The sequence below is a fragment of the Frankia torreyi genome (genome assembly GCF_000948395.1).
In the GTDB taxonomy this organism is placed as follows: domain Bacteria; phylum Actinomycetota; class Actinomycetes; order Frankiales; family Frankiaceae; genus Frankia; species Frankia torreyi.
Map to the genome: position 1 here is coordinate 98,558 of NZ_JYFN01000008.1, position 25,768 is coordinate 124,325.

A 25,768-nucleotide genomic window follows, 5' to 3' on the forward strand; every position below is an offset into this window, starting at 1 on the left:
GCGGGGTGCTCCTGGGCTGTCCCGTGCGGCGCAGGTGGTCCAGTCAGTACAGTCGGACGCGTCGTCCTTCGCCGCGGTCGGGGACGTGAGCGTCGCGCGGTGGCGGTCAGCGCGCGGTGGCGGCCCGTCCCCCTGGCGTCCGCGGCGTGCCGACGCTCCGGTCGCTCGGGGCGTCCGGCCCGGGTCCATCGGGCCGTCCCATTCTGGTCACGGAGGGTGAAGTGTCTGCTCGCCTCGTCGTACTCGCCTCGGGTGCGGGAACCACCCTGCAGGCGGTTCTCGACGCGACCGCGGATCCCGAGTTCGGCGCGACCGTCGTGGCGGTCGGCACCGATCGCCACGACACCGGGGCAGAGCGGCGGGCCCGAGGCAGTGGCGTCGCGGTGTTCACCGTCCGGCTCGAGGATCATCCCGACCGGGAGGCCTTCAACGCGGCGACCGCCGAGCGGATCGCCGGGTTCGAGCCCGATCTGCTCGTCCTGGCGGGCTACATGAAGATTCTCAGTCGGCAGGTGATCGGCCGGTTCCGGACCATCAATACCCATCCCTCGCTGCTGCCCGCCTTCCCGGGCGCCTCCGCGGTCCGCGACGCGCTCGCCGCCGGGGTGAAGGTGAGCGGGGTGACGGTGCACTGGGTCGACGAGGGGGTCGACACCGGGCCGATCATCGCCCAGCGTCCGGTTCCGGTCGAGCCGGACGACAGCGAGCAGACCCTTCGCGCCCGGATCCAGGGCGTCGAGCGGGGACTGTTCGTCGCGACGATCGGCGAGATCGTGCGGTCGGGGAGCGCGCAGGCGGTTCCGGCCGGGGACCGGCGCGCCCCCGACCTGCGCGCGTCGGTGCGAGGTTCAGGTACCGGCAGAGGCTCAGCTCACGTCCAGGAGGAATCATGACGTCATCGGGCGAAGGCACGGCGGGCGCAAGCGGCGCCGCCCGGGGATCCGAGTCCGCTGAGGTGATCCCCACCGGGCGACGGCCGCTGCGCCGGGCGCTCGTCAGCGTGTACGACAAGAGCGGGCTTGACGTCCTCGCCGAGGCCTTCCTGGCCGCGGGCGTCGAGGTCGTCTCCACCGGGTCGACCGCGGACGTGCTGGCTCGCCACGGGCTGGCGGTCATTCCGGTCAGCACCGTCACCGGCTTTCCGGAGGTGCTCGGCGGGCGGGTCAAGACGCTGCACCCGCACGTCCATGCCGGTCTGCTCGCGGACCTGCGCAACGCCGAGCACGCGGCCGTCCTGGCCGAACTCGACATCGCCCCGTTCGATCTGGTCGTGGTCAACCTCTACCCGTTCGCCGCGACGGTGGCCGGCGGCGCGAGCGAGGACGAGGCGATCGAGCAGATCGACATCGGTGGCCCGGCGATGATCCGCGCGGCGGCGAAGAACCATGCGTCGGTCGCCGTGGTCGTCTCGCCGGACGAGTACGCGGAGCTGGCCGGGGCGGTCCGCGGTTCGGGCTACGATCTGCCGGCCCGCCGCCGCCTCGCGGCGAAGGCGTTCGCCCACACCGCCGCCTACGACGTCGCGGTGTCCTCGTGGTTCGCCGGGGTCGTCGCCCCCGACGAGGTCGCCCGGGAGACCGGCTGGCCCGACGTGCTGTCCGCGCAGTGGCACCGTTCGGACGTGCTGCGCTACGGCGAGAACCCGCACCAGCGCGCCGCCCTCTACGTCGAGGCGGGTGGCCAGGGGCAGCCAGGCCTCGCCACGGCTCGCCAGTTGCACGGCAAGCAGATGTCGTACAACAACTACACCGACACCGACGCGGCCCGCCGCGCGGTGTACGACTTCGCCGAGCCGGCGGTCGCCGTGATCAAGCACGCCAACCCGTGTGGCATCGCGATCGGCGCGACGATCGCCGAGGCCCACCGCAAGGCGCACGCCTGCGACCCGGTCTCCGCATTCGGCGGGGTGATCGCCACCAACCGGCCGGTCTCGGTGGAGCTCGCCGAGCAGATAGCGGAGATCTTCACCGAGGTCGTCGTGGCGCCGTCCTACGAGGATGGTGCCGTGGAGATCCTCGCCCGCAAGCCGTCGATCCGCCTGCTGGAGTGCCCCGCGCCCCCGCATCAGCGCGGGATCGAGCTGCGTCAGGTCAGCGGCGGACTGCTGCTGCAGTCGCGGGACGCGGTCGAGGAACCGGGCGACGAGCCGTCGGGCTGGACGTTGGAGGCGGGATCCCCCGCGGACGAGGCGCTGCTGGCGGACCTGCGCTTCGCCTGGCGCGCGGTGCGTGCGGTCAAGTCCAACGCGATCCTGCTCGCCGGCGACGGCGCCACCGTGGGCGTCGGGATGGGACAGGTCAACCGGGTCGACGCGGCACGACTCGCGGTGACCCGGGCGGCGGACCGCGCCAAGGGCGCGGTAGCGGCCAGCGACGCCTACTTCCCGTTCCCGGACGGGTTCGAGGTGCTCGCCGAGGCCGGAGTTCGGGCCGTGGTCGAGCCGGGCGGATCGGTGCGCGACGAACTCGTCATCGCGGCTGCCCGGGAGGCCGGCGTGACGCTCTACTTCAGCGGGGTACGCCACTTCGCGCACTGACGCCGGGCCCCTCGACGGGGCGACGGGGAAGCCGGCGGGCAGGTTCAACGGAACCGCCGGGGGGCCCACCGCGCCGGTGGCGCCGGCCGCGGATGCTCCGGTTCGATGACCGCTTGACCCGGGGGCTGGGGAGCCGGCGCGTTCGGCGCCGACGCCGGCCGTGGTTCGTGGGCGTCGGCGGGCCGTTCGGGTGGGGGATCCGGCGGCGGCCCCGGCCCGTCCGGCCCCTCCGGCGCGCCGGACGACGGGTCCGGGCGTCGGGCGGCGTCCGGACCCGCGCGCGCCGGCTCGGGCGCGGCTGGAGCACCGTGCGGGGACGGCCCGGCGCGCTCCACCGCCGGGTCCGCGGCCTCGGGTGGGTCCGGTCCGGCCGGCGGAGGCAATGAGCCCGTCGGGTGAGGCGATCCCGGCGGGTCCGGCCCTGGCCGGCCGTCGGCCGGGTTCGAGGACGCGACCGCCGCCGTGCCGTGCTCGGCGGACCACCCGCTCCCCGAGGGGACCCGCGCACCAGGCGGCCGTGGATCAGATCCCGGCGCCGATGGGCCCCGGGATGACTCGTCGGTGGCGCCGCCCAGCGGCGCGTCGCGCCGCCCGGTGCCACCGCTTCAGGACGCGGCGTTCGCCTCCGCGGCGGCGGAGCCCCGCCGGCCGCTCGCGCTGCCGTTCGCCGTGGTGGCCGTCGGCGCGCTCGCCGCCGCCGTCCCGCCCGGCTGGTCACCGTTGGGCACGTAGCGCTGCGCGACCCAGTCCAGGGCGTCGCGCCAGCTCGCGCCGTACAGCACCGAGATCCGATCGGCCGTCTGCCGCGCCAGCGCCTGGACGAACACCCTGTCGTCGCTGTCCAGGTGCCGGGCGTCACCGAAGGTTTCCCAGGCTCTGAACATCAGTTCCTGAAGCTTCTTGCTGTGAGGCGATTCGTCTGCCACGTCGAACTCCCTCCAAGTGGGCACCGCGGCCGGAAGTCTGCCCTAAGCGCGTGGGACGCCCACAGGTGGGGGTGTTGAGCATTGTGTTCCCGATGTGGCCGAATGGGGTGATGACCTGCTTGCATACCCGCATGTGATATAAGGGCCGCCTCCCCGGCGCCTGCTGCTCGGGGAACTCAGGAGTGCTGCATCGGCTCCGCCACGTCCAGGCGAACGATCCCGAGGCGCATCACCTCGTTCGCCAACCGTCCCCGCCGGTTGGGTCCCGGCGCGATGTCGAACTTGCGGTAGAGCCGCAGCAGGTGTTGCTTGACCGCTCCCTCGGTGACGACGAGATCCTCGGCCACCTCGCGAGTCGACGACGGGATGACGAAGGCACCCGGCGCGCCGGCCGGGCGGGACAGGGCGCGCAGTACGTCCCATTCCCGGCGGGTGAGATCGGGCGGGTCGGGGACGCGCAGTTCGGCGGTCCGGTCCCGGGCCGTCGCCCCGCTGCCCGCCTCGATGGTGAACTCGATCAGCGGACGCCGATCCTGGAAGCGCACGCCCGCCGCACCGAACCGGATGACATCGCCGTCGCGGAGGATCCGCCGGCCTACGGGCTGACCGTTGACCCGGGTGCCGTTGCGGGACAGCCCCTGATCCCAGACGTAGAGATACGGGCCCCGCCGCACGATTTCGGCGTGCAGCCGGGAGACGCTGGAATCGGCGAGCGGCACGTCGACGCCCGGCCCCCGCCCCACCGTCGTGACCTCGGTGCGCAGAGAAAAGACCTCGCCGGTGATCTCGATCCGCAGACTCGGCCCGTCCACTTCTGTCCAACCTCGCTTCCATCGATCCACGCTCGTCCCTGACCTGCCCGCGCCCGTCCCTCGCGCCGGCTCCCGCACGACCACAGGTGACCGGCTCCGGGGCGCTGGGGCAATCCTTTGGCCAGTGATCCCCGGTTGGGGGTCAGTAACACGCGACTTTTGGACGATCTGGACGCTTCAGATCCGGCGGGTGGCGGGTGGATGGCCGGGGCACGGCCTACCGTGTGTCCTGAGGATCCGTCGTGCTGGTTGGATGAGTGCTCTGCACCGTCCTGTCGCGGTGGGACCGCCGGTGACGGCGGCGCATCGCCACGATCAGCACGGCAGGCCCGTCCGAAAACGAAGCTGACCGGCGCCGGAGGTGGGGGTGACCGACGCGCCACGCCGGCCCGACCCGCCCCGGCCCGAGGACCTGCCCCGGCCCGACGCCGGCCAGGGCGAGCATGACGTGACCGCCCGGCCGCACTGGCCCGAGCAGGATCCGGCCGGGGCCGATGGCCCGTACGACGCTCGGAGCCGTCCCGTCGGCGCCCGCTTGCCCGGCGATGCGGATTGGCCCGGCGATGCGGGCTGGCCCGTGGAGGGGGGCTGGCCCGTGGAGGGGGGCCGGGGGGATGCGCGGGGCGGCGCGGGACCCGGTCGGCAGGGTGCGGTGTCGGGGCACCGATCGGCGCGCGTCCGGCCGCAGCCGTGGTACCCCGACGATCGCAGCCGCGGCGACGCTGACCGCCACCGCGAGCCGCGCCGCCGGGACGACCGACCCGTGCCGCCGGTGCCGCCGGTGCCGCCGGTGCCGCCGGCCGACCCTGCGTCCACTCGTGTCGCGCGCGGCGGGCCGCGCCGCGGCGGGGAGCAACGCAGGGCGGCCCGTGAGGTCGATACCCGTCCGAGACTCGGGGCGCGGGGTCCTGCTGTGGACCGGCGACCGTCCGCCCGGCGTGCGGCGGGAGCAGCCGGGCCGGATCCGACGGAGCTGCCCGCATCTGCCTGGCCACCCGACGCCTCCGCGGACCGTGGACCGCTCGTGGCACCCGTGGCCTCGAGGCCTGATGCCCACGCTGGGCCTGGTTTTTCGGTCGAGCCTGATGCCCTCGCGGGGTCCGGTGCTCTCGCTGGGCCCGGTGCACCCCTGGGGCCGGATGCACTCGGGGAGCCCGGTTCGACTGCTGGGCCCACCGCACCTGCGGTGGCCGGCGCGACCGGAGCCGGCCGGTCCGGCATCGTCGGCTGGCTGCGGCGCGAGATGGTGTTCGCGTCGGTGCTGGTTGGCGTTGCGGTCGGATTGACGCTCGTCTACCAGGACCGGTGGCGCCGCGGAATGCTGGTGGTCGGGGCTGTGCTGGCCCTGGCGGGACTCGCCCGCCTTGCGCTGCCCACGCGGCGGGTCGGCCTGCTCGCCGTGCGCGGGCGGGCGTTCGACACCGTGATCCTGGCGCTGCTCGGGGCATCGGTGATCATGCTTACCTCCGCGGTGCCCTACCTGGGACCTTGACGTCCTCCCCCGCCTGGAAGGCGGTCCCGCGGTGGCGCGGACGGCGTCGGGCCGGTCCGGGTGGGGCTGGTCCGGGTGGGGCCGGCTGCGGTCAGCGCCGTCCGGACATGGTGCGTCGAACGGCGAGCCGGGTGAGGGAACTGGCCGGGATCGTGCCCCGGCCGAGCCCGATCTCGACGAGGGTGTCGTAGAGCTCGGTGCGGGTGCGGGCGGCCCGCACCGCGGCGTCCATCATCGTGCGGCGCCGGCCGACGAGCCCGGCGAGCAGCGCGGTGTGCCGCAGGTGCCGACCGAGCTCAGCGTCGAGCGAGCGTCGGTATCGCCGTCCGGCGCCGGCGGGGTTCGCCGCCCCGACCGCCGCCTGCCCGGCCAGGGAGCCGGACAGCAGGGCGTAGTAGATGCCCTCTCCGGTCAGGGGATTGATCAGCGAGGCGGCGTCGCCGGCGAGGAGAACCGGACCGTTGGGCTGGCGCGGCCGATGGGTCGACAGCGGCAGGTGGTGGGCCCGCAGCGTGGTCGGGTCCGCCGGCGTCTGTGGCAGCATCCGGGCCAGGGTGCGGTGCAGGACCGTCTTCGCGCTCGTCCCGTCGTCGCCGCCGGTCAGGCGGGAGCGCAGCATGCCGTAGCCGATGTTCGCCCGGCCGTCGCCGATCGGGAACGACCACGCGTAGGCCGGCCAGCCGTCGTCGGTCATGTGGATGAACTGCTCGGGCGGACGCTCGTCGGCGGGGAGGTCGGCATACGCCCGCACCGCGATCGCCATGGCTTCCGGCGGGTTCGCCGCCAGGTTCAGCCCGCGTCGCACAACCGAGTTCGCGCCGTCCGCGCCGATGACGACCCGGGCCGTCAGCGCGCCGTTGACGACGACGACCGGTTCGCGCCCCCGCCCGTCGGGCCGCGGCCGGTCGGCGAACTCCAGGGTCCGCACCCGGCGTCGCACCAGGTGGGCGCCGCGGGCACGGGCCGCGGCCACGAGACGGGCGTCGAAGACCTCCCGGGGGACCACGTAGCTGGCCCGAGCCGACGGGGTGGCCACCTCGGCGCCCCCCGGCGTGCGCAGCCGCATCCGGTCGACCGGCTGGTAGCCGGCGACGGCGTCGGTGACGCCGAGGTCGCGCAGCACGTCCAGGCCGTGCGGGGCGATGCCGTCGCCGCACGTCTTGTCCCGGGGGAACGCGGCGGCGTCCGCGATGACGACGCTGGCCTCGGGGCGTTCCCGCAGCGCCGCCAGCGCCGCCGCGCAGCCGGCCGGACCGCCACCGACGATGAGCACGTCGATCGTGCGGTCGGGCAGATCCGCCGACTCGTCGACGCGCACGATCGGGGTCGCCGTCGTGATGGTGTCGATGTCCTTCGCTGGTCCCGCCGGGATCGGACGTGGGCCGGACGGGGTGGGCGCTGAGGACGGGGTCTGCACGCCCGCCAGTCTCGCAGCCGACCATGGGACGGTGCGCCAGCGCCCCCGGTGCCTGCCGTGGCCGTTCGTCGTCCGGTCCGGGTCGTCCGGGTCCGTCCGGGTCCGGCGGGGACCACGGCCCGGCGGAGGAGTTCGTACAGTGCGTGGCGTGGACGCACTGGTTCAGGTTTCGCAGTGGCCGGTCAGGACGGTGGCGGTCACGGTCCTCGGCCTCGACGACGCTCCCGACGCCGGGACGGTCCGAGAGCTCGGCCGGACGGGGCCGGACGATCATCCGTTCCGGCTTGCCTCGGTGTCGAAGTTGCTCAGCGCCTATGCGGTGCTCATCGCCGTGGAGGAGGGCGCGATCGGGCTGGCCGACCCGGCCGGCCCCGAGTCGTCCACCGTGGCGCACCTGCTCGCCCATGCCTCCGGGCTGGCGTTCGAGGGCGACAAGGTCCTCGCCGCGCCGGGCACCCGCCGGATCTACTCCAATGCCGGCTTCGACCGGCTGGCCGAGGTGGTAACCCGGGCGACGGGGATCGCCTTCGCCGACTACCTCGCCGAGGCCGTGTTCGAGCCGCTGGGGATGCGGCGGGCCAGCCTCACCGGCTCGGCGGCCGCCGGGGTGACGGCGACCCTGGCCGATCTGCGCAGCTTCGCCGCCGAGCTGCTCGCCCCCACCCTCCTGTCGGCCGCGACGTCGGCCGCCGCGACCTCGGTCGCCTTCCCGGGGCTGGCCGGCGTCCTGCCTGGCTTTGGCCGCCAGGACCCGAACGACTGGGGGCTGGGCTACGAGATCCGCGGGAGCAAGAACCCGCACTGGACCGGCCGCACGAACGCCCCGACGACCTTCGGCCATTTCGGCCAGGCCGGAACGTTCCTGTGGGTGGATCCGGTCGCCCGGCTCGCCTGCGTCACGTTGTGTGATCGAGACTTCGGGGACTGGGCGCGCCGGGTGTGGCCACCCCTGTCGGATGACGTGCTGGCGCAGGCCCGCCCCCAGATGGTGAATCCCTCGGCGTGACCGGACCGCGGTGCGACGGGCGGGCGGCGTCCGCCGGTTGCCCTTGTCGGAATCCTCCCACGATCGTCCCTGTCCATATGGCGGGTTGTCGCTGTTTTGGCCGGATCTGCGGGTGAGCGGGTCGCGGTCTTCTGGTCCGCGGGAGACAGGCGGGGTCCGTGGGCCATGATGTCGGCATGCTTTCCTCGGCGACACCGACCCCGACGGCCGGTCACCGACCCGGTGATGGCGCGCCCGTGAGTACCGAGAGTTACGATCTTCGGCTAGGATGCCGCGGGCGCCGCGCGTGCCACGGTGCCGGTCGCGCATGACTGAAAGGTCACTCGAACCAGGCGCCGTCGTGCGCGCGGCGGATCCGGCCCGTCCGGTCGACGCGGTGGACCTGGCCGACATCGGCGTCGCGATCGGCATTCCGGAGCCCTACCGGACCGAGCTCCAGGACTGGCGGGAGCGGCTCGGGGATCCCAATGCCGCTCTCATCGTTCCGCATGTCACCCTGCTGGGGCCGACGACGGTCAGACTGGCCGACCTGCCGGCGATAGAACGTCATCTCGCGCATATCGCCCCGCCGAACGCTCCGTTCACGATTCGTCTGCAGGGCTCGGGGACCTTTCGTCCACTGTCGCCCGTTGTCTTCGTCGCTCTCGTCGCCGGTGCGGCCCGCTGCGCGACGCTGGCGGCGGCGGTGCGGTCCGGCCCGCTGGACCGGCCGCTGAACTTCGCCTACCACCCGCATGTCACCGTGGCTCACGACATCGCCGAGGACGGCCTCGACCGCGCCTACGAGGCGCTGGCCGACTATCAGGCACAGTTCGAGGTGCGGGGGTTCGGACTCTACGAAAGAGGGGCCGACCTCCGCTGGCGGCAACTACGCTTCTACCCGTTCGGTCAGCAGGGGGACGAGTCCGAACCGAATGGCGACGGAGGACGACGCGCCGGCCTCGGTTCACAAGAATGACCAGGCGTCGTCGGGGGGACATCGACGGGTGTGACAAAACCTCGTGAGGCGGTTCGAGCCGGCGTCGGCACGGTTTCCGACACCGCCGGGGCGGTAAGGGCGAAACGTCCGTTTCTTGACCACATCATTCGGGCGTACTCCCGCTACACGGCCGACGGCGGGGACCGGCTGGCGGCGTCGGCGACGTACTTCGCCTTCCTGTCGTTCTTTCCGATCGTCGCGCTCGCCTTCGCGGTCACGGGGTTCGTGGTCGACGCCTACCCCGACGTGCAGGACAGCCTGACCAGGCAGATCAACGACTACCTGCCGGGGTTGGCGGACAGACTCGACGTCACGTCGATCGGCAACGCCAAGGTCGGTGTCGGCATCATCGGTCTGCTCGGGTTGCTGCTCGCCGGTCTCGCCTGGATCGACGCGCTACGCGACGCCCTGCGGTTGGTCTGGCACCAGGACATCGACGCCGGCAACATCATCATGCGGCGGCTGCGGGACATCACCGTCCTCGCCGGCCTGGGGCTGACACTGCTGGCCTCACTCGTGGTCACCAGCCTGTCGACCTCGGCAACCGGGACGTTTCTGGACTGGATCGGGCTGTCCGGCAGCACGGCCGCCGCGTGGGTCACCGGCATCCTGGCCCTGCTCGTCGCCCTCGCGATCGACACCGCGGTGTTCCTCTACCTGTTCTGGCGGTTGCCCGGGCAGACCGACCGGAGCCGGTCGGTGCGCGGCGCAGTCCTCGGCGCGGTCGGGCTGGAGATCCTCAAGGTCGCGGGGACCTGGCTGATCGGCAAGACCACGGGCAACCCGGTCTACGGCACGTTCGCGGTCATCGTCGGGCTGCTCATCTGGATCAACATCGTGATGCGCTGGACGCTGTTCGTCGCCGCCTGGACGGTGACCGCGCCCTACGCCTCGGACGTGTACCCCTCGGGGACGGCCGTGCCCCCCGAGGCTTACCGGCCGAACGGGTCGCCGAACCGGGACGCCTCGCGGCCCGCCGAGCCCCACGGGGCCGACTCTCCGTCCGCCCGGGGCACTGCCCCGCCGGACCCGCCCGGGTCGAACCCGTCGCCGTCGAACCGGTCGGAGCCGAGCTCCACGACGCCGTACTCCTCCGTCGGGTCCGTGACCACCGGCTCGGGCGCGACGCTGGCCGCCAGGCTGCGCGCATTGCTGCGCCGACGCCACCCGTCGGAGACCTCCGGCGGTTCTGGCTGAGGGGGCACGGCTCGGCGTGGCCGCGCGCCGAGCCGATGCGCGGCGCCGGTCGGTGGAACAGCCGACGAGGTGCCCACCACCGGCGGGCCGGGCCCGCGGTGCCGCCGACGCCCGCGGGCCGCGCGTCGGGTGAGGGCCGTCACGACGCAGGCGCCCGCCGTGAGCGTGAGCGCGATCCAGGTCATCGGGCCGATGTCGCCGACGAGACCGCCCGAGTGGTCCGCTCGGTGGACAGGCGCCGCCGCGGGCCGCGCGACCGCCTGCGCGGCGGCCGCGGGCCGGGTCGCGTCGCCGGCCACGGACGCCGCGGGGTTCGGCAGGTAGCCGACCGGCGTCACCTGTCCGGCGTGCGCGAATCCCCAGTCGAGCAGGGCGCGGGCGTCGGTGCCGTAGGCGGGGGCCGCGCGCAGCAACGCGACGATGAGTGTCCGACCGCCGCGGGNGGCGGCCCCGACGAACGTCGCGCCGGCCGCCACCGTGTAACCGTTCTTCACCCCGACGGCGCCGTCGTAGGTGCGGAGCAGCGAGTTGTGGTTCTGGATCTCGAAGCGCTGGTCGCCGCGCCCGGCGAGGGACGCCCGCGGGATGGTGAGATACCCCCGCACGCTCGGGTCGTTGAGCGCGGCGCGGCCGAGCACGGCGAGGTCGTAGACGCTGGTGACCTGCCCCGGACTGTCCAGCCCGGTCGGATCGCCGGCGACGGTCTCGCGCGCGCCCAGAGACCTGGCCAGCGCGTTCATCCGGGCCAGGACCGCCGCGGTGCCGCCGGCGGCCTCGACGAGGGTCACCGCCGCGTCGTTCCCGCTGGAGATCATCATCGCCGTTGCCAGATCCCGGACGGTGTACCCGACGCCGGGCACCAGACCGACCTTGGTGCCGTCCACCCGGGGGGCGTTCTCGTCGACGGTGATGACCCGGTCCGGTGGCAGGCCGGGAAGCACGGTCAGCGCGGTGAGGATCTTCATGGTGCTGGCCGGCAGATCCGTCGCGTGCGGGCGGGAGGCGGCGAGGACGGCGCCGCTGCCGGCGTCCGCGACCAGCCAGGCCTGCGCGGTCAGCCCCGCCGGTGCGGGCGGGGCGGGGGNGCCCTCGGGCGCCGGCTCGGGGGNGACCGTCGGATCCGCCGGGGCGCCGACGCCCGCCNGGCCGCCCGCTTCCGTATGGCCTCCNGTTCCGGCCTGAGCACCGCCGATGGCCTGACCCCCCGCCCCGGGAGCCGTCGGCGTCGCGGCTGCGGCGGCGGCAAGGGTCGGGGCAAGCCACGCCACAGGGGCGAACAGCAGGCCCATGGTCGTGAGGGTGAGGATCAGGGCGCGGCGGGCTGGCAGGCTTGAACCGGCTGGCAGGCTTGAACCGGCTGGCAGAGTTGAACCGGCTTGCAGGGTTGGACGGGAGCGACACGACCGGCCGGCACGCACCTACAGAACGCTACTGGCTCGGGCCGCTCCCGCGCGGGCGGTCACGAGACGTGTCGCGAAGTGGCGTTCACCGTGGGTGAATCGCCCGATTTCGGGCGTTCCGCCGATCGGCGGGCCGATCCAGCGTGCAGCGGGGAACGATGATGTCCGCGACTGGGCACCGCCCGGCCCGCCCGGTGGGTGGCGGAGCCGCCGGCGTCCGTGTCCGCCCTGGCTGCGTCGGCTGCCATCGGGTCGGCCGCAACCGGATCGGCCGCCACCGGCGCGCCCGCGATCCCCGCGGCGGCGGGGCGGAAACCGTCGACCGCGTTCGCGACGAGGTGCGCCGGCGTCGACCCGGGGCCGGCGTCGACCGGTTCGGTCTCATCGGTCTCATCGGTCCGGGAGATACCACCGGCGTGCCCGGCCTGGCTGACTCCGACGGGTGACGGGGAGATCTCGCTCGCGCCGTCGCGGCTCGCCGTGTCTGCCGGCGATCCTTCGGTCGGGGAGCCGCTGCCCGTCGGGGCGTCGACGGGCGTGTTCGTCAACGCGATCTTTGCGGCTCGGGCGCGCTTGGCACCCTTGGGGCGCTTCGGCGCCCTGGGGCGGGCGAGGGCGGGCCCGTCGGCATCCTCGGCGGAATCCGCACCGCTGTCGCGGGCCGCGGGCGGTGAGGCGGCCGAACCGGTCGACTCACGGTCGTCCGCGCCGGAATGAGCCGACGTACCCGGCTGGGTGATCGCGCCGGGCTGGGCGGTCTCGCCGGATCGCCGGGCGGCCTGGGGCTGACGGGGGAGCTCGACGGCCTCCCGGAGCAGGCTTTCGAGATCTCCGCGCAGTGCTTCGAGCTGGCCAGCCAGCTCCCCCCGGACGTACTGGCGCGTCGCCGCCTCGCTCTGAGCGAGCCGCAGGGCCGCGACCTCGCGGGTCAGGAACTCCGTGTCCTCGCGCATGCGGCCGGCGACGGCCCGGTCCTCGGTGAGGGAGGCCCGGTCGCGGTCGTCCTGACGGTTCTGGGCGAGCAGGATGAGCGGTGCCGCATAGGCCGCCTGGGTCGAGAAGGCCAGGTTCAGCAGGATGAACGGGTAGGGATCCCAGCGCAGCAGCGGCACCGCGATGTTCAGGGCGATCCAGACGATGACGATGCCCGTCTGGATCGCGAGATAACGCCCGGTGCCCAGGAAACGGGCGATGGTCTCCGCGAAGCGGCTGACCGTCTCCCGATCCACCCGGGGAAGTAGCGCGACCCGGCCGGAGACCGGCAGATCGAGACGATCGGTGCCCAGACCTCGACGGTCCGTCGTTCGCGTTGCTGAGATGGTCATGGAAGCTCCCCACCCGCGCGCAGGCGGCCAGCGCCGGTTCGCGCGCGCTCCTCGAGCAGGCCGCACGCGCTGTCGCCACGGCGGCCTCAGGTCGACACGACATCAATCGACCGCACCTGCTCGTGCACTGCCCGATCAGATCCCGTGGCCGAGGGCCACACGGATCCGGAAGTCGGCACCGGCGCGCAGACGCGCCGGCCAGGCCGCGGCGGGACAGGTGAACGTCACCCCGGGCCGAAGAAGCGGCGGTCGACCATGCGGCGCCCCGAGTGGGGGCCGGGGCCGGACCTCGGCCGACTTCCGAGCAGTGCCCCGGGAGTCGTCAACCCCGGGTTCGTGGACGCGGGCCGGGCGCGCGGGGCGCTCCGGCCGGAGCTCAACGCCGGCTGGCGTCCACTAGCAGGAAGCGGCCGTTACTGGAGCACCCGCCAGGACTCACAGCGGCCACCTCCTCGCGTTGGTCCTCCGTGGAGGATTTTTCGGGGGCTTGTCAAGGATAACTGCCCGATCCGTGACCGGACCTACCGGGGTATCCGTGACGTCCGTCGCGAAGGCATCACCTGCGGCGCCCGGTCGACCCGGTCCGGGATGCCGAATCTCCATCGGGTTTCTGGACGGTTACCGGCGGTGGGGTCATTCGGGGTGAGGCGGTGCGGTGCCCGCCCCGGACCTCGTGATGTCGGCGGTGGATCCCGGGTCCGTGCGGGCTGGGCGCGCGGCGGGAAATGTGGTGCGTGCGGCGGGTGCGGCGGGGTATGCCGTGGCCAATTGGCGCCGGTACACCGCGGATCCGGGGACTTTGTCCCGTTGCCGCCCGCGGGCCGGCGCCGTGCGACGAGGGGAACCCGGTGAAGGTCAACGGATGCGCTCGGTGCGGGCAGCTCGTCTTCTTCGAGAACACCGCCTGCCTGCGATGTGGGGCGCCGCTCGGTTTCGAGCCGGACCGTGGCCGGGTTCTCACGCTGGTGCCCGACTCGCCGCCGGCGGCAGGCGCCGCGGACCGTGACGACGTCCACGAACCTGCGACAGAGTTCTTCGAGCTGCCACCGGTCGCGGAGGTGGGGGCCGGGCTCGGCGCCGGGCCGGCGACGGATGGCCCGGCGGTCCCGCAGCCCTTCGCGGCACCGCGCGCCGGTGCCGGGACGGACCCGATCGCCCGAGATCTTCTCGAGGCCGTTCCGGCGTCGCGTCGGCGCCGCTACCGGCGCTGCGCCAACGCGCGGCTGGCCGGCTGCAACTGGCTCATCGCCGTGCCGGCGCCCGTGAACCGGCTGGCCGAGGCCGCCAGGGCCGCCGAGGCTGCTGCCGGACGCCCCGCCGTGGGCGGATCCGCGCCCCCGGCGGACCCCGCCTCGCCCGGTGGGCTGTGCGTCTGCTGCCGGCTGACGCGGACGCGGCCGGCGGACACGGATCCGGTGGGCAAGGAGCAGTTCGAACGGGCGGAGGCGGCCAAGCGCCGGCTCGTGGCCCAACTGCTCGAACTCGGCCTGCCCGTCGTCTCCCATGCCGACGACCCGGCGACCGGGCTCGCGTTCGACCTGCTGAGCAGCACCGAGCAGAAGGTGGTGACCGGGCACAGCGACGGCGTCATCACGCTGGACCTGGCCGAATCCGACGACGCCCATCGCGAGACGGTCCGAACCCAGCTCGGGGAGCCCTACCGCACGCTGCTCGGGCACTTCCGGCACGAGACCGGTCACTACTACTGGTCCTCGCTGGTCGACGCCGATCCCGGGCGCGCCGCCCGGTTCCGGGACCTGTTCGGCGACGCGGGCCTCGACTACTCCGCCGCCCTCGACCGGCACTACGCCGACGGTCCCCCGCCGAACTGGCGCGAGACCCATGTCAGCGCCTACGCCACGATGCACCCGTGGGAGGACTGGGCCGAGACCTTCGCCCACTACCTGCACATCCGCGACACGTTGCGAACCGCCGCCGAGTTCGGTCTGCGGGTGGCCGGCCCGGATCTCGACTCGTTCGGGGTCGCGCCGCGCAGCCTCGCCGCCGAGCCCGCCGANCTGCCGCGGCCAGGCACGGACGGGCTCGACCGGAGCTCGCCGGAGCTTGCCGAGATCATCGCCCAGTGGCTGCCGCTGACCTACGCCCTCAACGCGATCAACCGCAGCATGGGGCGCGACGACCTCTATCCGTTCGTCCTGACGCCCGCGGTCCAGGCGAAGCTCTCCTTCGTCCACGACGTCATCGCCGCCGCCCGGCCCGAGGAGGGTGGAGCGGCCGCAGCATCGGGACGAACGTCTTGACCGCCGGATCGTCCGTGACCGGTCGCGGACCGCCGAGGACAACGAAGCCGTTGCGGATATACAGCCGTCGCGCCGGCAGGTTCGCGGGAGCGACCCACAGCTTCACCGCCTCGGCGCCGGCCCGGGCGGCCCAGGTCACCGCGGTCGCCAGCAGGACGTCCGCGGCGCCGGTCCCCCGGGCCGCGGGTGCGACCCACATGGCACCCAGCTCACGTAACCAGGGCCGGCCGGTCGGGGTGAACCCCTGCACCATGCCGACCGCCTCGGCGGCCCGTTCCACGATCGCCACCAGCTCCGTCGGGGAGTCCGCCCCGGCGCCGGCACGCCGCGCCCATTCGGCCGCCGGCTGCGCCCGCGCCGCCTCGAGGGTCTGCCAGAAGGCGGCGGGCGAGTCGGCGAGCGCGGCCAGCCGCAGCCGGCGCAGCAACGGCCCCTCATCCGGCCGGATATGACGACCATGGCTGCCGTCCGTCACGGTGTTCGACTCCTCTGTCGTGGCGGTGTCTCGTGTCGTGCGGTGTCTCGCGCACGATCGGCGCCGGCCGGATCGTCCCGACATCCCGCGATCGGCGTGTCCGCCGGCGTGATTGTTGCGCGGGGAAAGAGCCGTGTTGGGCGTAATCGGCACGACCTTTAGCTCAAACGGCTCCCAGGCGCCCCCGCGAGCGCGGATACTGATCAAAGCGGCGGGACGGCGGAGGAGTTCGCTGGAGATGATCCATCGTGGGTAGGCCCGTCACACTCATCGTGCGCCAGGACGGCCCCTCGTGGTCGGCCTGGTCCCCGCAGTACCCGGGGCTCGCCATGGTGCAGCCGGCCGCGGCGGACCTGCGGGCCGTGCTGCCCGAGGTCCTCGCCTGGTACTTCGGCGAGGACGCCGTGATCGAGCCCCAGATCCACTGCGAGCGTGAGCTGCACGGTGTCATCGTCCGGCTGGCGCAGGACGCCTCGCTTTACGAACGCGAGCGGGTCGCCGAGCGGCTCGGTGCCGCCCTCGGCGTCGCGAGCCAGCGGGCGCAGTTGCGCTCCAATCCCGTCAGCGGCGCGGGCGAGGTCACCTTCGTCTGCGCCCTTCAGTCCGACCGGATCGGCTGGCTGACCGCCCAGATGGAGGACGACAACGACGCCGTCGTCGCCCTCCTGCCGGTCGCGGAGACGATGTTGTGGGCCATCCGGTTCGGTCCGGCCGGCGACGGTTCCGCCGCCGCGGTCCAGCCCTCGGCCTACCCACCCGACACCACGCTGGGCGAGGTCATCCACACCTTCGCCGGCCTCCGCCAGCAGCTACGCACCTGAGCCCTCGAACACCTGGCCGCCCGGCCGGGGGCCCGTCGGCGGGCCGCTCGCCGGTCGGGCACACGTGGCGTCAGGCCTGCGGCGCCGGCGCTGACGGGGTAGGGCTCGACAGGTTCGCGAGTTCGGCCAGGTAACGGGCACGGTTGGTCGGATCCAGTTTCGCGGCCTGTTCGAACGACTTCTGCGCACCCGTGCGGTCACCGCTGGTGTACTGGACGTGGCCGAGCAGCGTCAGCAGTTGGGCGCTGCGCGTCGAGCCGTCCGCGAGGGCGACGGCGTTGCGGTAGGCGTCGACGGCCCGCTGGTAGGCCGCCGGATCGGCTACACCCCGCGGTGGAAGCTCGACGAGTCCGAGGCCCGCCCACGCCTCCGACTGCACGGTCCGGCCGGCGGGATCCCCCGTTCCTTCCTCGATGGCGAGATGGAAATGGTGCCGGGCCGCGTCCCAGTCCGCGCTCACGGCCGCCTGACTCAGGCACGCATAGACCCGACCGAGGCCAAGGTCGATCTTGCTTTTCAGAAGTCTTTCGTACGGTGGGGCCACCTCGCCGGCCGCCTGCTGGTAGACGCCGATCGACTGGCGCAGATCGTCGACCTTCACCGTGTCGGTCGTGCAGTGTCCGCGGGACAGCAGAAAGCGGGCCTCGGCGTAACCGGTGTGGGCACGGCCGAACAGCGGATTGATGCGGATCGCCTGGTCGAACCATTCGATCGCAGCGCCGTATCGACCCGTCTTGCTGGCGGTGTTGCCAAGAAACAGATAAAGGATCTCCTTNCCGTCGGAATCCTGCCAGCCGGGTGAGTCCGCGGCCTTCTGCAGATCGGCGGTGGCATCGTCGAAGTGGCCCAGCGCGTAGTGCCCGACGCCGAGGACGAACCAGGCCAGCGCACCGGCGCGGGCGGCGAGAACGGTGCGCACCTCGCGCTGGAAGACCGGATTGTCGGCCAGTCCCGCGGGAGCCGTCACTGGCGCGCCGAACTGGTAGTAGCCGGCCAGTTCCTCGGCTCCGGGGACGAGGCTCCGGTCGATGAAGAACTCCGGAGTGAACACGACGCGGTCGGCCCCGGCCGCCCGCAGGACGCCCCGCACCACGATGTTCGCGTTGCTCCTGCGGACTACCTGATCCGCCCAACCGGCCTGGTCACCGCGGCCGGAGGGCGCCCGTCCGATCTTCGACGGACCCCAGACCTGGACGGCGAGTGACTGCTGGACGGGCTGGAGACTGCGCACCATCTGGTCCGCGACCAGCGTCGCCGCGTCGGTCGTCGATGCCGACGGATGGCGCTTGCCGGCATCGTCGACCTCGTCGAACGCGGTGACGGCGACCCGGAGATCGCCGACCATCCGGGCGGACGGCAGCCCGTCGGAGTTGCCCCGGATCATCAGCAGGCCCGCGACGGCACCGGCGACGACAATCGCGACGCCGACGGTCACGATGAGCGCCCGCGTAGTCAGCAGGGCCAGGCCGGCCCGCGGCAGCCACCGTCGTGACCGGGCGGCGTCAGCGCCGGGCGAACGGCTGGTGGGCGCGTCCGCCGATACCGGCGGAGCGTCGGTGGGCGATGCCCCGACCTCGGCAGTCGACGACCCGACCTCGGCCGGCGGCGGGGCGCCCGGGAACTTCGTGGTATCGATCCCGGCGGTCGTCCGATCCGTGGGAAAGCCGCTCGTCGCGACCCGCGCGACCACCTCGACGCCGGCGGCGACGAGAACACGGCGTCGTGCCTCGGTCTCGTCCGCGTCGAACAGGTCGACGTGGGCGATTGTCGCCAGCACGCCGGGCAGCGGACAGGCCTCCACCCGCAGCGGGATCACCGATCGGGACACGAGTGCCCCCGTCCACACCTGCGAACTCCACGGAGTATCGAAGTAGGCCGCGGAGGAGATCACCATGGTGAGCCGGGCGGCCGTCATCTGGGCGTCCGTCCACAGCACGTAGTTGGCGCCGGGAGGCAGGTCCCAGGCGAGCACTCGCGCTGACAGTCCCCAGTCCTCCAGGACGGCCGCGACCCACGTGGCCCACGGCGCGTCGTCCACCACGTGCGACACGAAGACGTCCACGTCCTTCGTGCCGGCAGGCTCAGCGGGCCGGTGCTGTGTCGTACCCATCCTCATGTCCCGCCGAGGGCCTTCGCCCGAAGCCAGGCCCGCGTCCGTCCTCGCCGCCGGTCAGCCAAGGTGGAAACGGACCATGATGTCGTAGCTCGGGGGCTCTTGCGGGAAACCCCCCGCGGGTCGGGACAGCAAGTTCCATCCGCCTCGCGGATCATCCGCATCGGTGACCAGTCGGTACCGCGCGTTTCCCTGGTCATCCGTCTGCAGGACGACGCTCGTCCGGTACTCGCTGTTCGTAGGTGAATCGCCCGCGAAATAGAAGTCGATCGCGACCCGGTCGCGCGGCCGGAAACCGGCGAGTTCCACCACGGCCTCGTCGCCGGGATGTAGATCGTTGTTGTAGTCGCGGATGACCAGCAGCGGGCTGGTGGCTCCCGGGAGCAGGGTGAACGCGGTCTGCCAGACCTGGCGTCCGTCGGTCGCCGCGACGGTGTACCTGCCGGTCGGGGTGCCGAGAAAGGGTGTCCAGTGCAGCGCGTCCAGCAGTCCGGCGGCTGCCGGGTCGTCGCAGATCATGCAGATCTCGATGCTTTGTACCACCTCATTGGAGGGCGCGGTCAACGTGATGGCCAAGCGCGTGCCTGGACCGAATCCAACCGGGCAGAACTGGTAATTCCGCAGGAGGCCCAGGCCCGCACCGTTGCGGTCCAGCCCATTGATGAGGATGACCGGGCCCGGCCCGCTGTACTCCTGGGCGATTTCCCGGCAGGTGGCAAGATCGCCGCCGATGGCTGCGCCAAGGCTGAGATCCACTCCTGCGGGCGGAAGATCGTGGGCGTTGAGGACGCTGGAGCCATCGGGGGAGGACCTGGCGGGCTCGGCTCGGCTACGTGCCGGTTCTGCCTGGTCGCCGGCAACCGCCTGCCCCACGGGCTGGTCAGCGGCCGCCTGGGAGGGGGCACGGGCGGCCGCGGGCATCGATGTCGCGGTCGGGGAAGGCTCATCCGCTGCCGGACGCGCCTGTACTGCGTCGGGGGACGCCGGTCGGGTCGGGCCAAGCGTCGGCGCAGCGTGACTCACCGAGCTGGCCCCCGCCGAGCTGGCCCCCCACGGGCCGCCGTGACCCGGTGAGCTGACGTCCTGCCGAGGAACGTGCGGGGACCGGGAGGGGGAGTCGGACGGCGAGGGATCGGACGGCGAGGGAGACGTGGCGAGCGGCGACCAGGCGGAGCCGGCCGAGGGCGAGGCATCGGTCGGCGTGGGGTGCTCCGGACGCGGCGTGACGGTGTCCGCAGGCAACGAATGGTCCGCCGGTTCTGACGACCCTGACAGTGCGACGTGAGTGGATGCCGACGGCGCCCCCGCAGGGCCGGACGATGACCCCGAACATGCGGCCACCGCCAGAGGAAAGAGCGCGATGAGCAGAAGGCGGCGGTAACGCTGTGTGAAAAACTCTCGCGACGTCATGCAGCCCCCGGCACGCACATCATCACTGCTTTATGGCGATACTCGCCAGAGAGGACTATACCGCCCGGACATCGACCGCGATGCGGGGCGGTGCGCTGGTTCGACGGGCTCGCCCGAGAAGAACGTGGCGGGCCGGACCGAGAAATCGGCAGTGAACCGGGACGCTGGGCGTACCGCAAGAGCGAAATGACCGAAATTTGGCATTCCGCAAACGCCTGATGGGTCGGCGAGAACGACGACGACAAGAAGATCCCACTGCGCCGAACCGGGCGCCTCGCAGGCGACACCAGGGCATCCGCGGGAGGCGGTGTGCAGGGTAGCGGCGCCGTCCGTCTCTTCCGCAGGGATAAATCGGACGCCGAACCCTGTGGAGGAACCATGGAGGCGCGCTCCCATGCATCCGCCGCCGACGCACGAACCGTCGCCCGTTGCTCGATCGGCTGCGCGGCTCGCGGCGGTGCGCCTGGTGTGGCTAGGCTGATCTCCATGGAACGAGCGGCGCGGCTGTCGGTAGCCTGCGGAGATCTTGAAAGCGGCGCCGAAAATCTCCAGGGATAGTACGTAGGGCCGACAGAACGTCGCGGGGCCTCTTCGTCAATCCCTTGTAGAAGAGCAGAGTCTCCCTGGTTTAAAAGAGCATAATGAACCCCACCCCTCGAATATCGTGTCGTTCGACTCTCCTTCGCCCTCGATTCTGTCGGTCTACGGTTGGCTGTAATGCCAGCCAGTGCGGCAGTCCGGGGTCTACGCGGTGCCCGTCGCCGTACACTATTCCGCGGTTATGTGCACGGTAGTAGTATCGTTCGCCGGCGACTGGAGACCTGCAGGGCTTGTCTGTGCGTGCCTGTTGCGTATGGAAATACTTGCACCGGACTGGCCAGGTAGTTCCGCGAGCTACCCAAAGAGTCGTTCTTGGTGCAACGGCAAATATTGGAAAGAATGCTGCTATGAGTAGGGGCCTGGCCCTGGCATCCGCTACGTCCTGACGCGCGCGGGCTTCGAGAGTCCCGGTCGGGGCGTCCCACCAGTCTCCGGGGCGATGCTGGCGGGCGTGCCACGCCGTGAGCTGGTCGTGAAGCGTGTTACGCAGCACGACTTCGAGTAGCCCCAGAACCTCGTAGAAGGCGGCGCTGACCGAACTGTTCCACCCGTAGAACGCGATTGCGCGGGCGACGTCGCCGTCGCATGCCTGGCTCGTAGGGGCTGAGGCGTTCGGCGCTCAGCCTCCGGCGGAGCCGAGCGGCGTCGGGCGGAGGCAGGGGGCTGGACATCGGTGCACCGGATCTTCCGCAGTGGCGGTGTAGACCCCGGATGGCCTCTACCGCTCAGGTGGCAAGCCCCGGGGTTTTGTCTGTCCGCCCACCCTATGGCGATCAACGTGTCCGCACTCGCGCCCCCACACGGAGACCACCGCTCGCGGCTGGTGCAAGGCTGGTGGGGTGACTCTGTTATGACCTGGGTACTCCCCGGAGCCGGGAGCGGTCTTGTGTCTCTCGTGTGTACTCGGGTCGTTGGAGATCGTTTCTGCTCGTATGGTCGACGGAGGTCTGGTCGATCACGTCGAGGAGGTGGCGGTGAGCGCTTCGCCAGGTATGGCGGGGACGGCTAGGCTGATCTCCATGGAGCGAGCGGCGCGGCTGACGGCTGTCGTCACGCACGAGGGCGACTGGTACGTGGCGCGGGCCCTGGAGGTCGAGGTAACCAGCCAGGGAGCCAGCGTCGAGGAGTCGCTGGCGAATCTTCGTGAGGCGCTGGAGCTGTACTTCGAGGATCAGCCGTTCCCCGTCACCGCCGCGGACGGTCCCATCGTCGCTCCGCTGGACATCCGCCTGTCGGCGTGACACCCGCGCTGCCTCGGGTCTCCGGGGCGAAGGTGGTGAAGGCGCTGGGGCGTGCCGGCTTCGAGGAGGTCGCCACGCGTGGCTCGCACTGCAAGCTGCGGCACAAGGAGAACGCCCGGGTCGTGATCGTCCCGCTTCACCGGGAGCTGGCGACAGGAACTCTCGCCTCTGTTCTGCGCCAGGCAGGCATCGAGGCGGAGGAGCTTAGGACGTTGCTCACCTGAGCTGCGCGTGGTTCCGGGTGCAAGCTGGGTGGGTGACTCTGTCGAAGCGTGCGTCCTGGTTCCTGATCGCGGTGGGTGTGTGGACGTGGGCGATCTGGCCGAACTTCCTGCGGAACATCTGGAAGGATGATCGTTCCTGGGACGACGGCCCGACCGGCTTCTTCACCGTCCACCTGGTTCTGACCGTCGTCTCCCTCGCGGTGGGCACTGCGGTCGGGTGGCTTGGCATCCGCGCGGTCCGCGCCGGTCGTTCGAGCGTCGCCGAAGACGTCGCCCCGCCCAAGCAGCTGGTTGGCTCGGATTCTTCCCTGACGTAGGTACTTCGGTATCGGCCGGCGACGACTTTCGGCGAGATCACGCCGACCTGCCGACCTGCCGACCCGTTGCTCAGGGTCAGCGCCTGATGTGATGAAGGAACGGGGCCTCCGCTCCTTCCGGGATGACCTGGGCTGTTCCGGTTCTGTCGGTGGCATCGGGTAGACACCTGTCCATGGCGGTAGACGAAGCGAGCTCGGCACATCCGGTGGCCGACGGGTCCGTGGCGGGGACCGGCCCACAGCCGGCCGACGTGGCCGTCGCACCCCGGGCGGTTCCCGCGGCGGCGTCCGCGCCGGCGGCGGGCGGCGGGGCGCTGCGGGCGCGGGCGGAGGAGCTGCTGCGCGCGTTGGCCGGGCCGGCCGCGGTGCTGCGGGAGGACCAGTGGCAGGCGATCGACGCGTTGGTCACCCACCGGCGTCGGGTGCTGCTCGTGCAGCGCACCGGCTGGGGCAAGTCGGCGGTGTACTTCCTCGCCACCGCCCTGCTGCGCGGCGAGGCCGGACTCGGTCCGGTGGACCTGGGTCGGCGCACCGGGCCGACGGTGATCGTCTCGCCGCTGCTCGCCCTCATCCGCAACCAGGCGGCGGCCGCCGCCCGGCTGGGGATCCGTGCGGGTGAGATCCATTCCGGCAATGTCACCGAGTGGGACGAGGTCTACGCGGCGTTGCGCGCCGGCGACCTCGACGTGCTGCTCGTCGGGCCGGAACGGCTGAACAACCCGACGTTCCGCGACGACTATCTGCCCGAGCTCGCCGCGACCACCGGCCTGCTCGTGGTCGACGAGGCGCACTGCATCTCCGACTGGGGGCACGACTTCCGCCCGGACTACCGTCGGCTGCGGACCCTGATCGCCGGGTTGCGCCCGCAGGTCCCGGTCCTCGCCACCACCGCGACCGCCAACCAGCGGGTGGTCGAGGACGTCAGCGAGCAGCTTGGTGCCGGTGCCGGTGCCGGTGCCGGGGCGGGGGCCGGGTTGGAGTCGGAGCCAGGGACAACCCCGGGCACGCTGGTACTGCGCGGGTCGCTCGACCGCGAGAGCCTGCGGCTCGCCGTCGTCGACCTGCCCCGGGCCGAGCACCGCTTCGGTTGGCTCGCCGAACGGCTGGGTGAGTTGCCCGGCTCCGGGATCGTCTACACGCTGACCAAGGCGGCGGCGGAGGAGCTGACCGCCTTCCTGCGCGGCGAGGGGTACCCGGTCGCCTGTTACCACGGGGGCACCGAGGCCGCCGAACGCATCGCCGCGGAGGAGGACCTGCTCGCGAACCGGGTCAAGGCGCTCGTCGCCACCAGCGCGCTCGGGATGGGCTTCGACAAGCCCGATCTGGGCTTCGTCGCGCACGTCGGGGCGCCGTCGTCGCCGATCTCCTACTACCAGCAGATCGGCCGGGCCGGCCGGGCCGTCGAGACCGCCGAGGTCGTTCTCCTGCCGGCGGCGGAGGACCGCGCCATCTGGCGCTACTTCACCGACACCTCCTTCCCGCCCGAGCGCGTGGTCCGTGCGGTTCTCGGGGTGCTCGCCGACGCCGGCCGGCCGATGTCCACCCAGGCGCTGCTGGCCGCCGTCGACCTCGGCCCCAGCCGACTCGACCAGATGCTGAAGGTCCTCGACACCGACGGCGCGGTCCGCCGGGTCAAGGGCGGCTGGACGGCGACCGGAGCGCCATGGTTCTACGACGAGGCGCGCTACCGGCGGGTCGCTGCCGCGCGGGCCGCCGAGCAGCAGGCGATGCTCGACTACATCGCCACCCCCGATTGCCGGATGGAGTTCCTGCGCCGCCAGCTCGACGATCCCCACGCCGCCCCCTGCGGGCGGTGCGACCGATGCACCGGCCGCACGTGGCCGTCAGCCGTCTCGACGGCGGCCAGCACGCGGGCCCGTGAGGAGCTGATGCGCCCGGGGGTGGTCATCGAGCCGCGCCGGATGTGGCCGACCGGCATGAACCGGCTGGGCATCAGCCTGTCCGGCCGCATCCCGCCGACGGCCGGCGCCGAACCCGGACGCGTGGTGGCGCGGCTCGGCGACATCGGCTGGGGCAACCGCCTGCGGCCGATGTTCGCCGCCGGACCGGCATCCGGCCCCGACTCGGGGCCCACCGGCGGCCCCGGGCGCGATGCCGGGCTCGACAGCGGGGCCGGGCTCGACAGCGGGGGCGACGGCCCGTTGCCCGCGGAGCTGGTGGAGGCGGTCGTGGGCACGCTCGCCCACTGGGACTGGACGCGCCGGCCGGCCGCGGTGATCGCGATCCCTTCGCGCAGTCGGCCCCGGCTGGTGGCCAGCCTCGCCGAACGCATCGCCGCCATCGGCCGGCTGCCGCTGCTCGGCCAGTTGGACCGGGTCGGCGGCGGCCCGCACGCGGGCCAGGTCCACAACAGCGCCCACCGGCTTGCCGGTCTGTGGGAGGCGTTCGCCGTCCCGCCGGGCCTGCACGGCGCGCTCGGCGCGGTCGACGGCCCGATCCTGCTCGTCGACGACCGGATCGTCACCGGCTGGACGATGACGGTGGCCGCCCGCCTGCTGCGCAAGGCGGGGGCGCCCGCGGTGCTGCCGTTCGCACTCGCCGTCGACACCACCTGACGACGCCCTGGCCCCCCGGCGGGCAGCATCGCGCGGGGCGGCAATCGGGTCGGAGACCGGCGCAAAGGGAATGTTCCCACCAATGACGTTTCGGCAGCCGGTTTGGCACGCTGTGCGCACACCGAACATCACGCCGGCAAACGGTGTGACATCGAGGTGAAATCGGCCGGCTGACCATGGACATCCCCGGTATTCGTCCTAGCCTTGGCTCGCGGGGATTTCGGGACCGGCCGATCGGTGGGCGGACGAGACGGAGAGCGGGCACTGATCAAAATGTGGGAAGGCGACCGTTGCACCGCGATGGTGATGGGGGGCGGGCGGGGCTACGTCGCCCACCGGTGTGGCAAACGAGCGATCGGGAAGGACCCGGACGGGCTGTGCCGGACCCATCGCCTGGAGCGGGCGGGCGCGCAGGACACCGACGTCGGCGAGCGGAACTGGCTGCGGGACAGGGAGACCGAGCGGCGGCTGAATGAGCTCGCCCGCCACCTCGACGACTTCTACAGCCTGCCCGTCCGGCTGGAATACGCCGATTCCTCGCCGACCCGCCCGCCGACAGGGCGACTCCTGATCGATGCCGACGATCTGCTCCGGGTGCTACGCGCCCAGGACCTGATGCCGCGCCGCGCCGTCTGACCCG

The 25,768-nt window shown here is 72.5% G+C and carries 21 protein-coding genes and 2 pseudogenes; 14 read left to right on the forward strand and 9 right to left on the reverse strand.

Features of this window, described 5'->3' with window-relative positions:
* Positions 1-221: 221 nt before the first annotated feature.
* Positions 222-893 carry a phosphoribosylglycinamide formyltransferase gene (gene purN / locus FF36_RS07510; protein WP_044884245.1) on the forward strand — a complete coding sequence of 224 codons (672 nt, stop codon included), beginning with the start codon at positions 222-224 and terminating at the stop codon, positions 891-893.
* Positions 890-2,536, forward strand: a complete 1,647-nt coding sequence (gene purH / locus FF36_RS07515) for a bifunctional phosphoribosylaminoimidazolecarboxamide formyltransferase/IMP cyclohydrolase (protein ID WP_044884246.1) — start codon at positions 890-892, stop codon at positions 2,534-2,536. Before purN ends, purH begins: the two co-directional genes overlap by 4 nt.
* Positions 2,537-3,141: 605 nt before the next feature.
* On the opposite strand, the gene FF36_RS07520 is transcribed toward purH, so the two are convergent.
* Entirely contained in the window at positions 3,142-3,462 is a 321-nt protein-coding gene (locus FF36_RS07520; RefSeq protein ID WP_044884247.1) for a hypothetical protein, read from the reverse strand.
* 176 nt (positions 3,463-3,638) lie between these two features.
* Positions 3,639-4,274: an FHA domain-containing protein gene (locus FF36_RS07525; RefSeq protein ID WP_044884248.1), complete on the reverse strand. Its 636-nt coding sequence runs from the start codon at positions 4,272-4,274 to the stop codon at positions 3,639-3,641.
* Between the two features lie 1,186 nt (positions 4,275-5,460).
* On the opposite strand from FF36_RS07525, the gene FF36_RS07535 reads away from it, so the two are divergent.
* Positions 5,461-5,766: a DUF3017 domain-containing protein gene (locus tag FF36_RS07535; RefSeq protein ID WP_082121748.1), complete on the forward strand. Its 306-nt coding sequence runs from the start codon at positions 5,461-5,463 to the stop codon at positions 5,764-5,766.
* 91 nt (positions 5,767-5,857) lie between these two features.
* Here the strand turns inward: FF36_RS07535 and FF36_RS07540 are convergent, their stop codons facing one another.
* The gene (locus tag FF36_RS07540; RefSeq protein WP_052680997.1) at positions 5,858-7,183 is read right to left on the reverse strand and encodes an NAD(P)/FAD-dependent oxidoreductase; all 1,326 of its coding nucleotides are present in this window, start codon (positions 7,181-7,183) and stop codon (positions 5,858-5,860) included.
* Positions 7,184-7,331: 148 nt separating this feature from the next.
* Here FF36_RS07540 and FF36_RS07545 point away from each other — a divergent pair, with 148 nt between their 5' ends.
* From FF36_RS07545 to FF36_RS32485, 3 genes are all read left to right on the forward strand, one after another.
* On the forward strand, positions 7,332-8,189 hold the full coding sequence (locus tag FF36_RS07545) for a serine hydrolase domain-containing protein (protein ID WP_044884250.1): 858 nt from the start codon (positions 7,332-7,334) through the stop codon (positions 8,187-8,189).
* Between the two features lie 340 nt (positions 8,190-8,529).
* Positions 8,530-9,147, forward strand: coding sequence for a 2'-5' RNA ligase family protein (locus FF36_RS07550; protein WP_044884251.1), 618 nt, complete (start codon positions 8,530-8,532; stop codon positions 9,145-9,147).
* Between the two features lie 30 nt (positions 9,148-9,177).
* Complete coding sequence (locus FF36_RS32485; RefSeq protein WP_339325596.1) at positions 9,178-10,365, forward strand: YihY/virulence factor BrkB family protein; 1,188 nt, start codon at positions 9,178-9,180, stop codon at positions 10,363-10,365.
* 443 nt (positions 10,366-10,808) lie between these two features.
* On the opposite strand, the pseudogene FF36_RS37370 reads toward FF36_RS32485, so the two are convergent.
* Positions 10,809-11,423 (reverse strand): annotated as a pseudogene (locus tag FF36_RS37370) (D-alanyl-D-alanine carboxypeptidase family protein); the annotation flags it as partial.
* A 401-nt stretch (positions 11,424-11,824) separates the two neighbouring features.
* The gene (locus tag FF36_RS37375; RefSeq protein WP_044884253.1) at positions 11,825-13,090 is read right to left on the reverse strand and encodes a DUF1003 domain-containing protein; all 1,266 of its coding nucleotides are present in this window, start codon (positions 13,088-13,090) and stop codon (positions 11,825-11,827) included.
* Positions 13,091-13,845: 755 nt separating this feature from the next.
* Between FF36_RS37375 and FF36_RS07565 the strand changes: the two genes are divergently transcribed.
* The coding region (locus FF36_RS07565) for a zinc-binding metallopeptidase family protein (RefSeq protein ID WP_242422360.1) at positions 13,846-15,107 on the forward strand (1,262 nt) is incomplete at its 3' end.
* A 1-nt stretch (position 15,108) separates the two neighbouring features.
* Positions 15,109-15,351: a putative zinc-binding metallopeptidase gene (locus tag FF36_RS37380; protein ID WP_242422362.1), complete on the forward strand. Its 243-nt coding sequence runs from the start codon at positions 15,109-15,111 to the stop codon at positions 15,349-15,351.
* Here FF36_RS37380 and FF36_RS07570 read toward each other — a convergent pair.
* A complete protein-coding gene (locus FF36_RS07570) occupies positions 15,290-15,826 on the reverse strand; it encodes a GNAT family N-acetyltransferase (protein ID WP_044884255.1) in 537 nt (178 codons plus the stop codon). The two genes, FF36_RS37380 and FF36_RS07570, sit on opposite strands and share 62 nt — an antisense overlap.
* A 248-nt stretch (positions 15,827-16,074) precedes the next feature.
* On the opposite strand from FF36_RS07570, the gene FF36_RS07575 reads away from it, so the two are divergent.
* The gene (locus tag FF36_RS07575) at positions 16,075-16,647 is read left to right on the forward strand and encodes a hypothetical protein (RefSeq protein ID WP_044884256.1); all 573 of its coding nucleotides are present in this window, start codon (positions 16,075-16,077) and stop codon (positions 16,645-16,647) included.
* A gap of 70 nt (positions 16,648-16,717) precedes the next feature.
* Here FF36_RS07575 and FF36_RS36330 read toward each other — a convergent pair.
* The 3 genes and pseudogenes from FF36_RS36330 to FF36_RS07585 all read right to left on the reverse strand — a co-directional run.
* On the reverse strand, positions 16,718-17,422 hold a 705-nt coding region (locus FF36_RS36330), incomplete at its 5' end, for a tetratricopeptide repeat protein (RefSeq protein WP_206778446.1).
* A gap of 1 nt (position 17,423) precedes the next feature.
* Positions 17,424-18,763, reverse strand: a pseudogene (locus FF36_RS40700) (TIR domain-containing protein); the annotation flags it as partial.
* A gap of 54 nt (positions 18,764-18,817) precedes the next feature.
* Positions 18,818-19,633, reverse strand: a complete 816-nt coding sequence (locus FF36_RS07585) for a hypothetical protein (RefSeq protein ID WP_128423268.1) — start codon at positions 19,631-19,633, stop codon at positions 18,818-18,820.
* Positions 19,634-21,744: 2,111 nt separating this feature from the next.
* Here FF36_RS07585 and FF36_RS07590 point away from each other — a divergent pair.
* The 5 genes from FF36_RS07590 to FF36_RS07610 all read left to right on the forward strand — a co-directional run bounded on the left by FF36_RS07590 (position 21,745) and on the right by FF36_RS07610 (position 25,764).
* A complete protein-coding gene (locus FF36_RS07590; protein WP_236705587.1) occupies positions 21,745-22,011 on the forward strand; it encodes a type II toxin-antitoxin system HicB family antitoxin in 267 nt (88 codons plus the stop codon).
* On the forward strand, positions 22,008-22,235 hold the full coding sequence (locus FF36_RS07595; RefSeq protein ID WP_006542954.1) for a type II toxin-antitoxin system HicA family toxin: 228 nt from the start codon (positions 22,008-22,010) through the stop codon (positions 22,233-22,235). The genes FF36_RS07590 and FF36_RS07595 overlap by 4 nt, the downstream gene beginning before the upstream one ends.
* A 32-nt stretch (positions 22,236-22,267) precedes the next feature.
* Positions 22,268-22,552, forward strand: a complete 285-nt coding sequence (locus tag FF36_RS07600; protein ID WP_044884260.1) for an SCO4848 family membrane protein — start codon at positions 22,268-22,270, stop codon at positions 22,550-22,552.
* A 173-nt stretch (positions 22,553-22,725) separates the two neighbouring features.
* Positions 22,726-25,128, forward strand: coding sequence for a RecQ family ATP-dependent DNA helicase (locus FF36_RS07605; protein ID WP_242422367.1), 2,403 nt, complete (start codon positions 22,726-22,728; stop codon positions 25,126-25,128).
* 300 nt (positions 25,129-25,428) lie between these two features.
* A complete protein-coding gene (locus tag FF36_RS07610; RefSeq protein WP_236705590.1) occupies positions 25,429-25,764 on the forward strand; it encodes a hypothetical protein in 336 nt (111 codons plus the stop codon).
* The last annotated feature ends 4 nt before the right edge of the window (positions 25,765-25,768 follow it).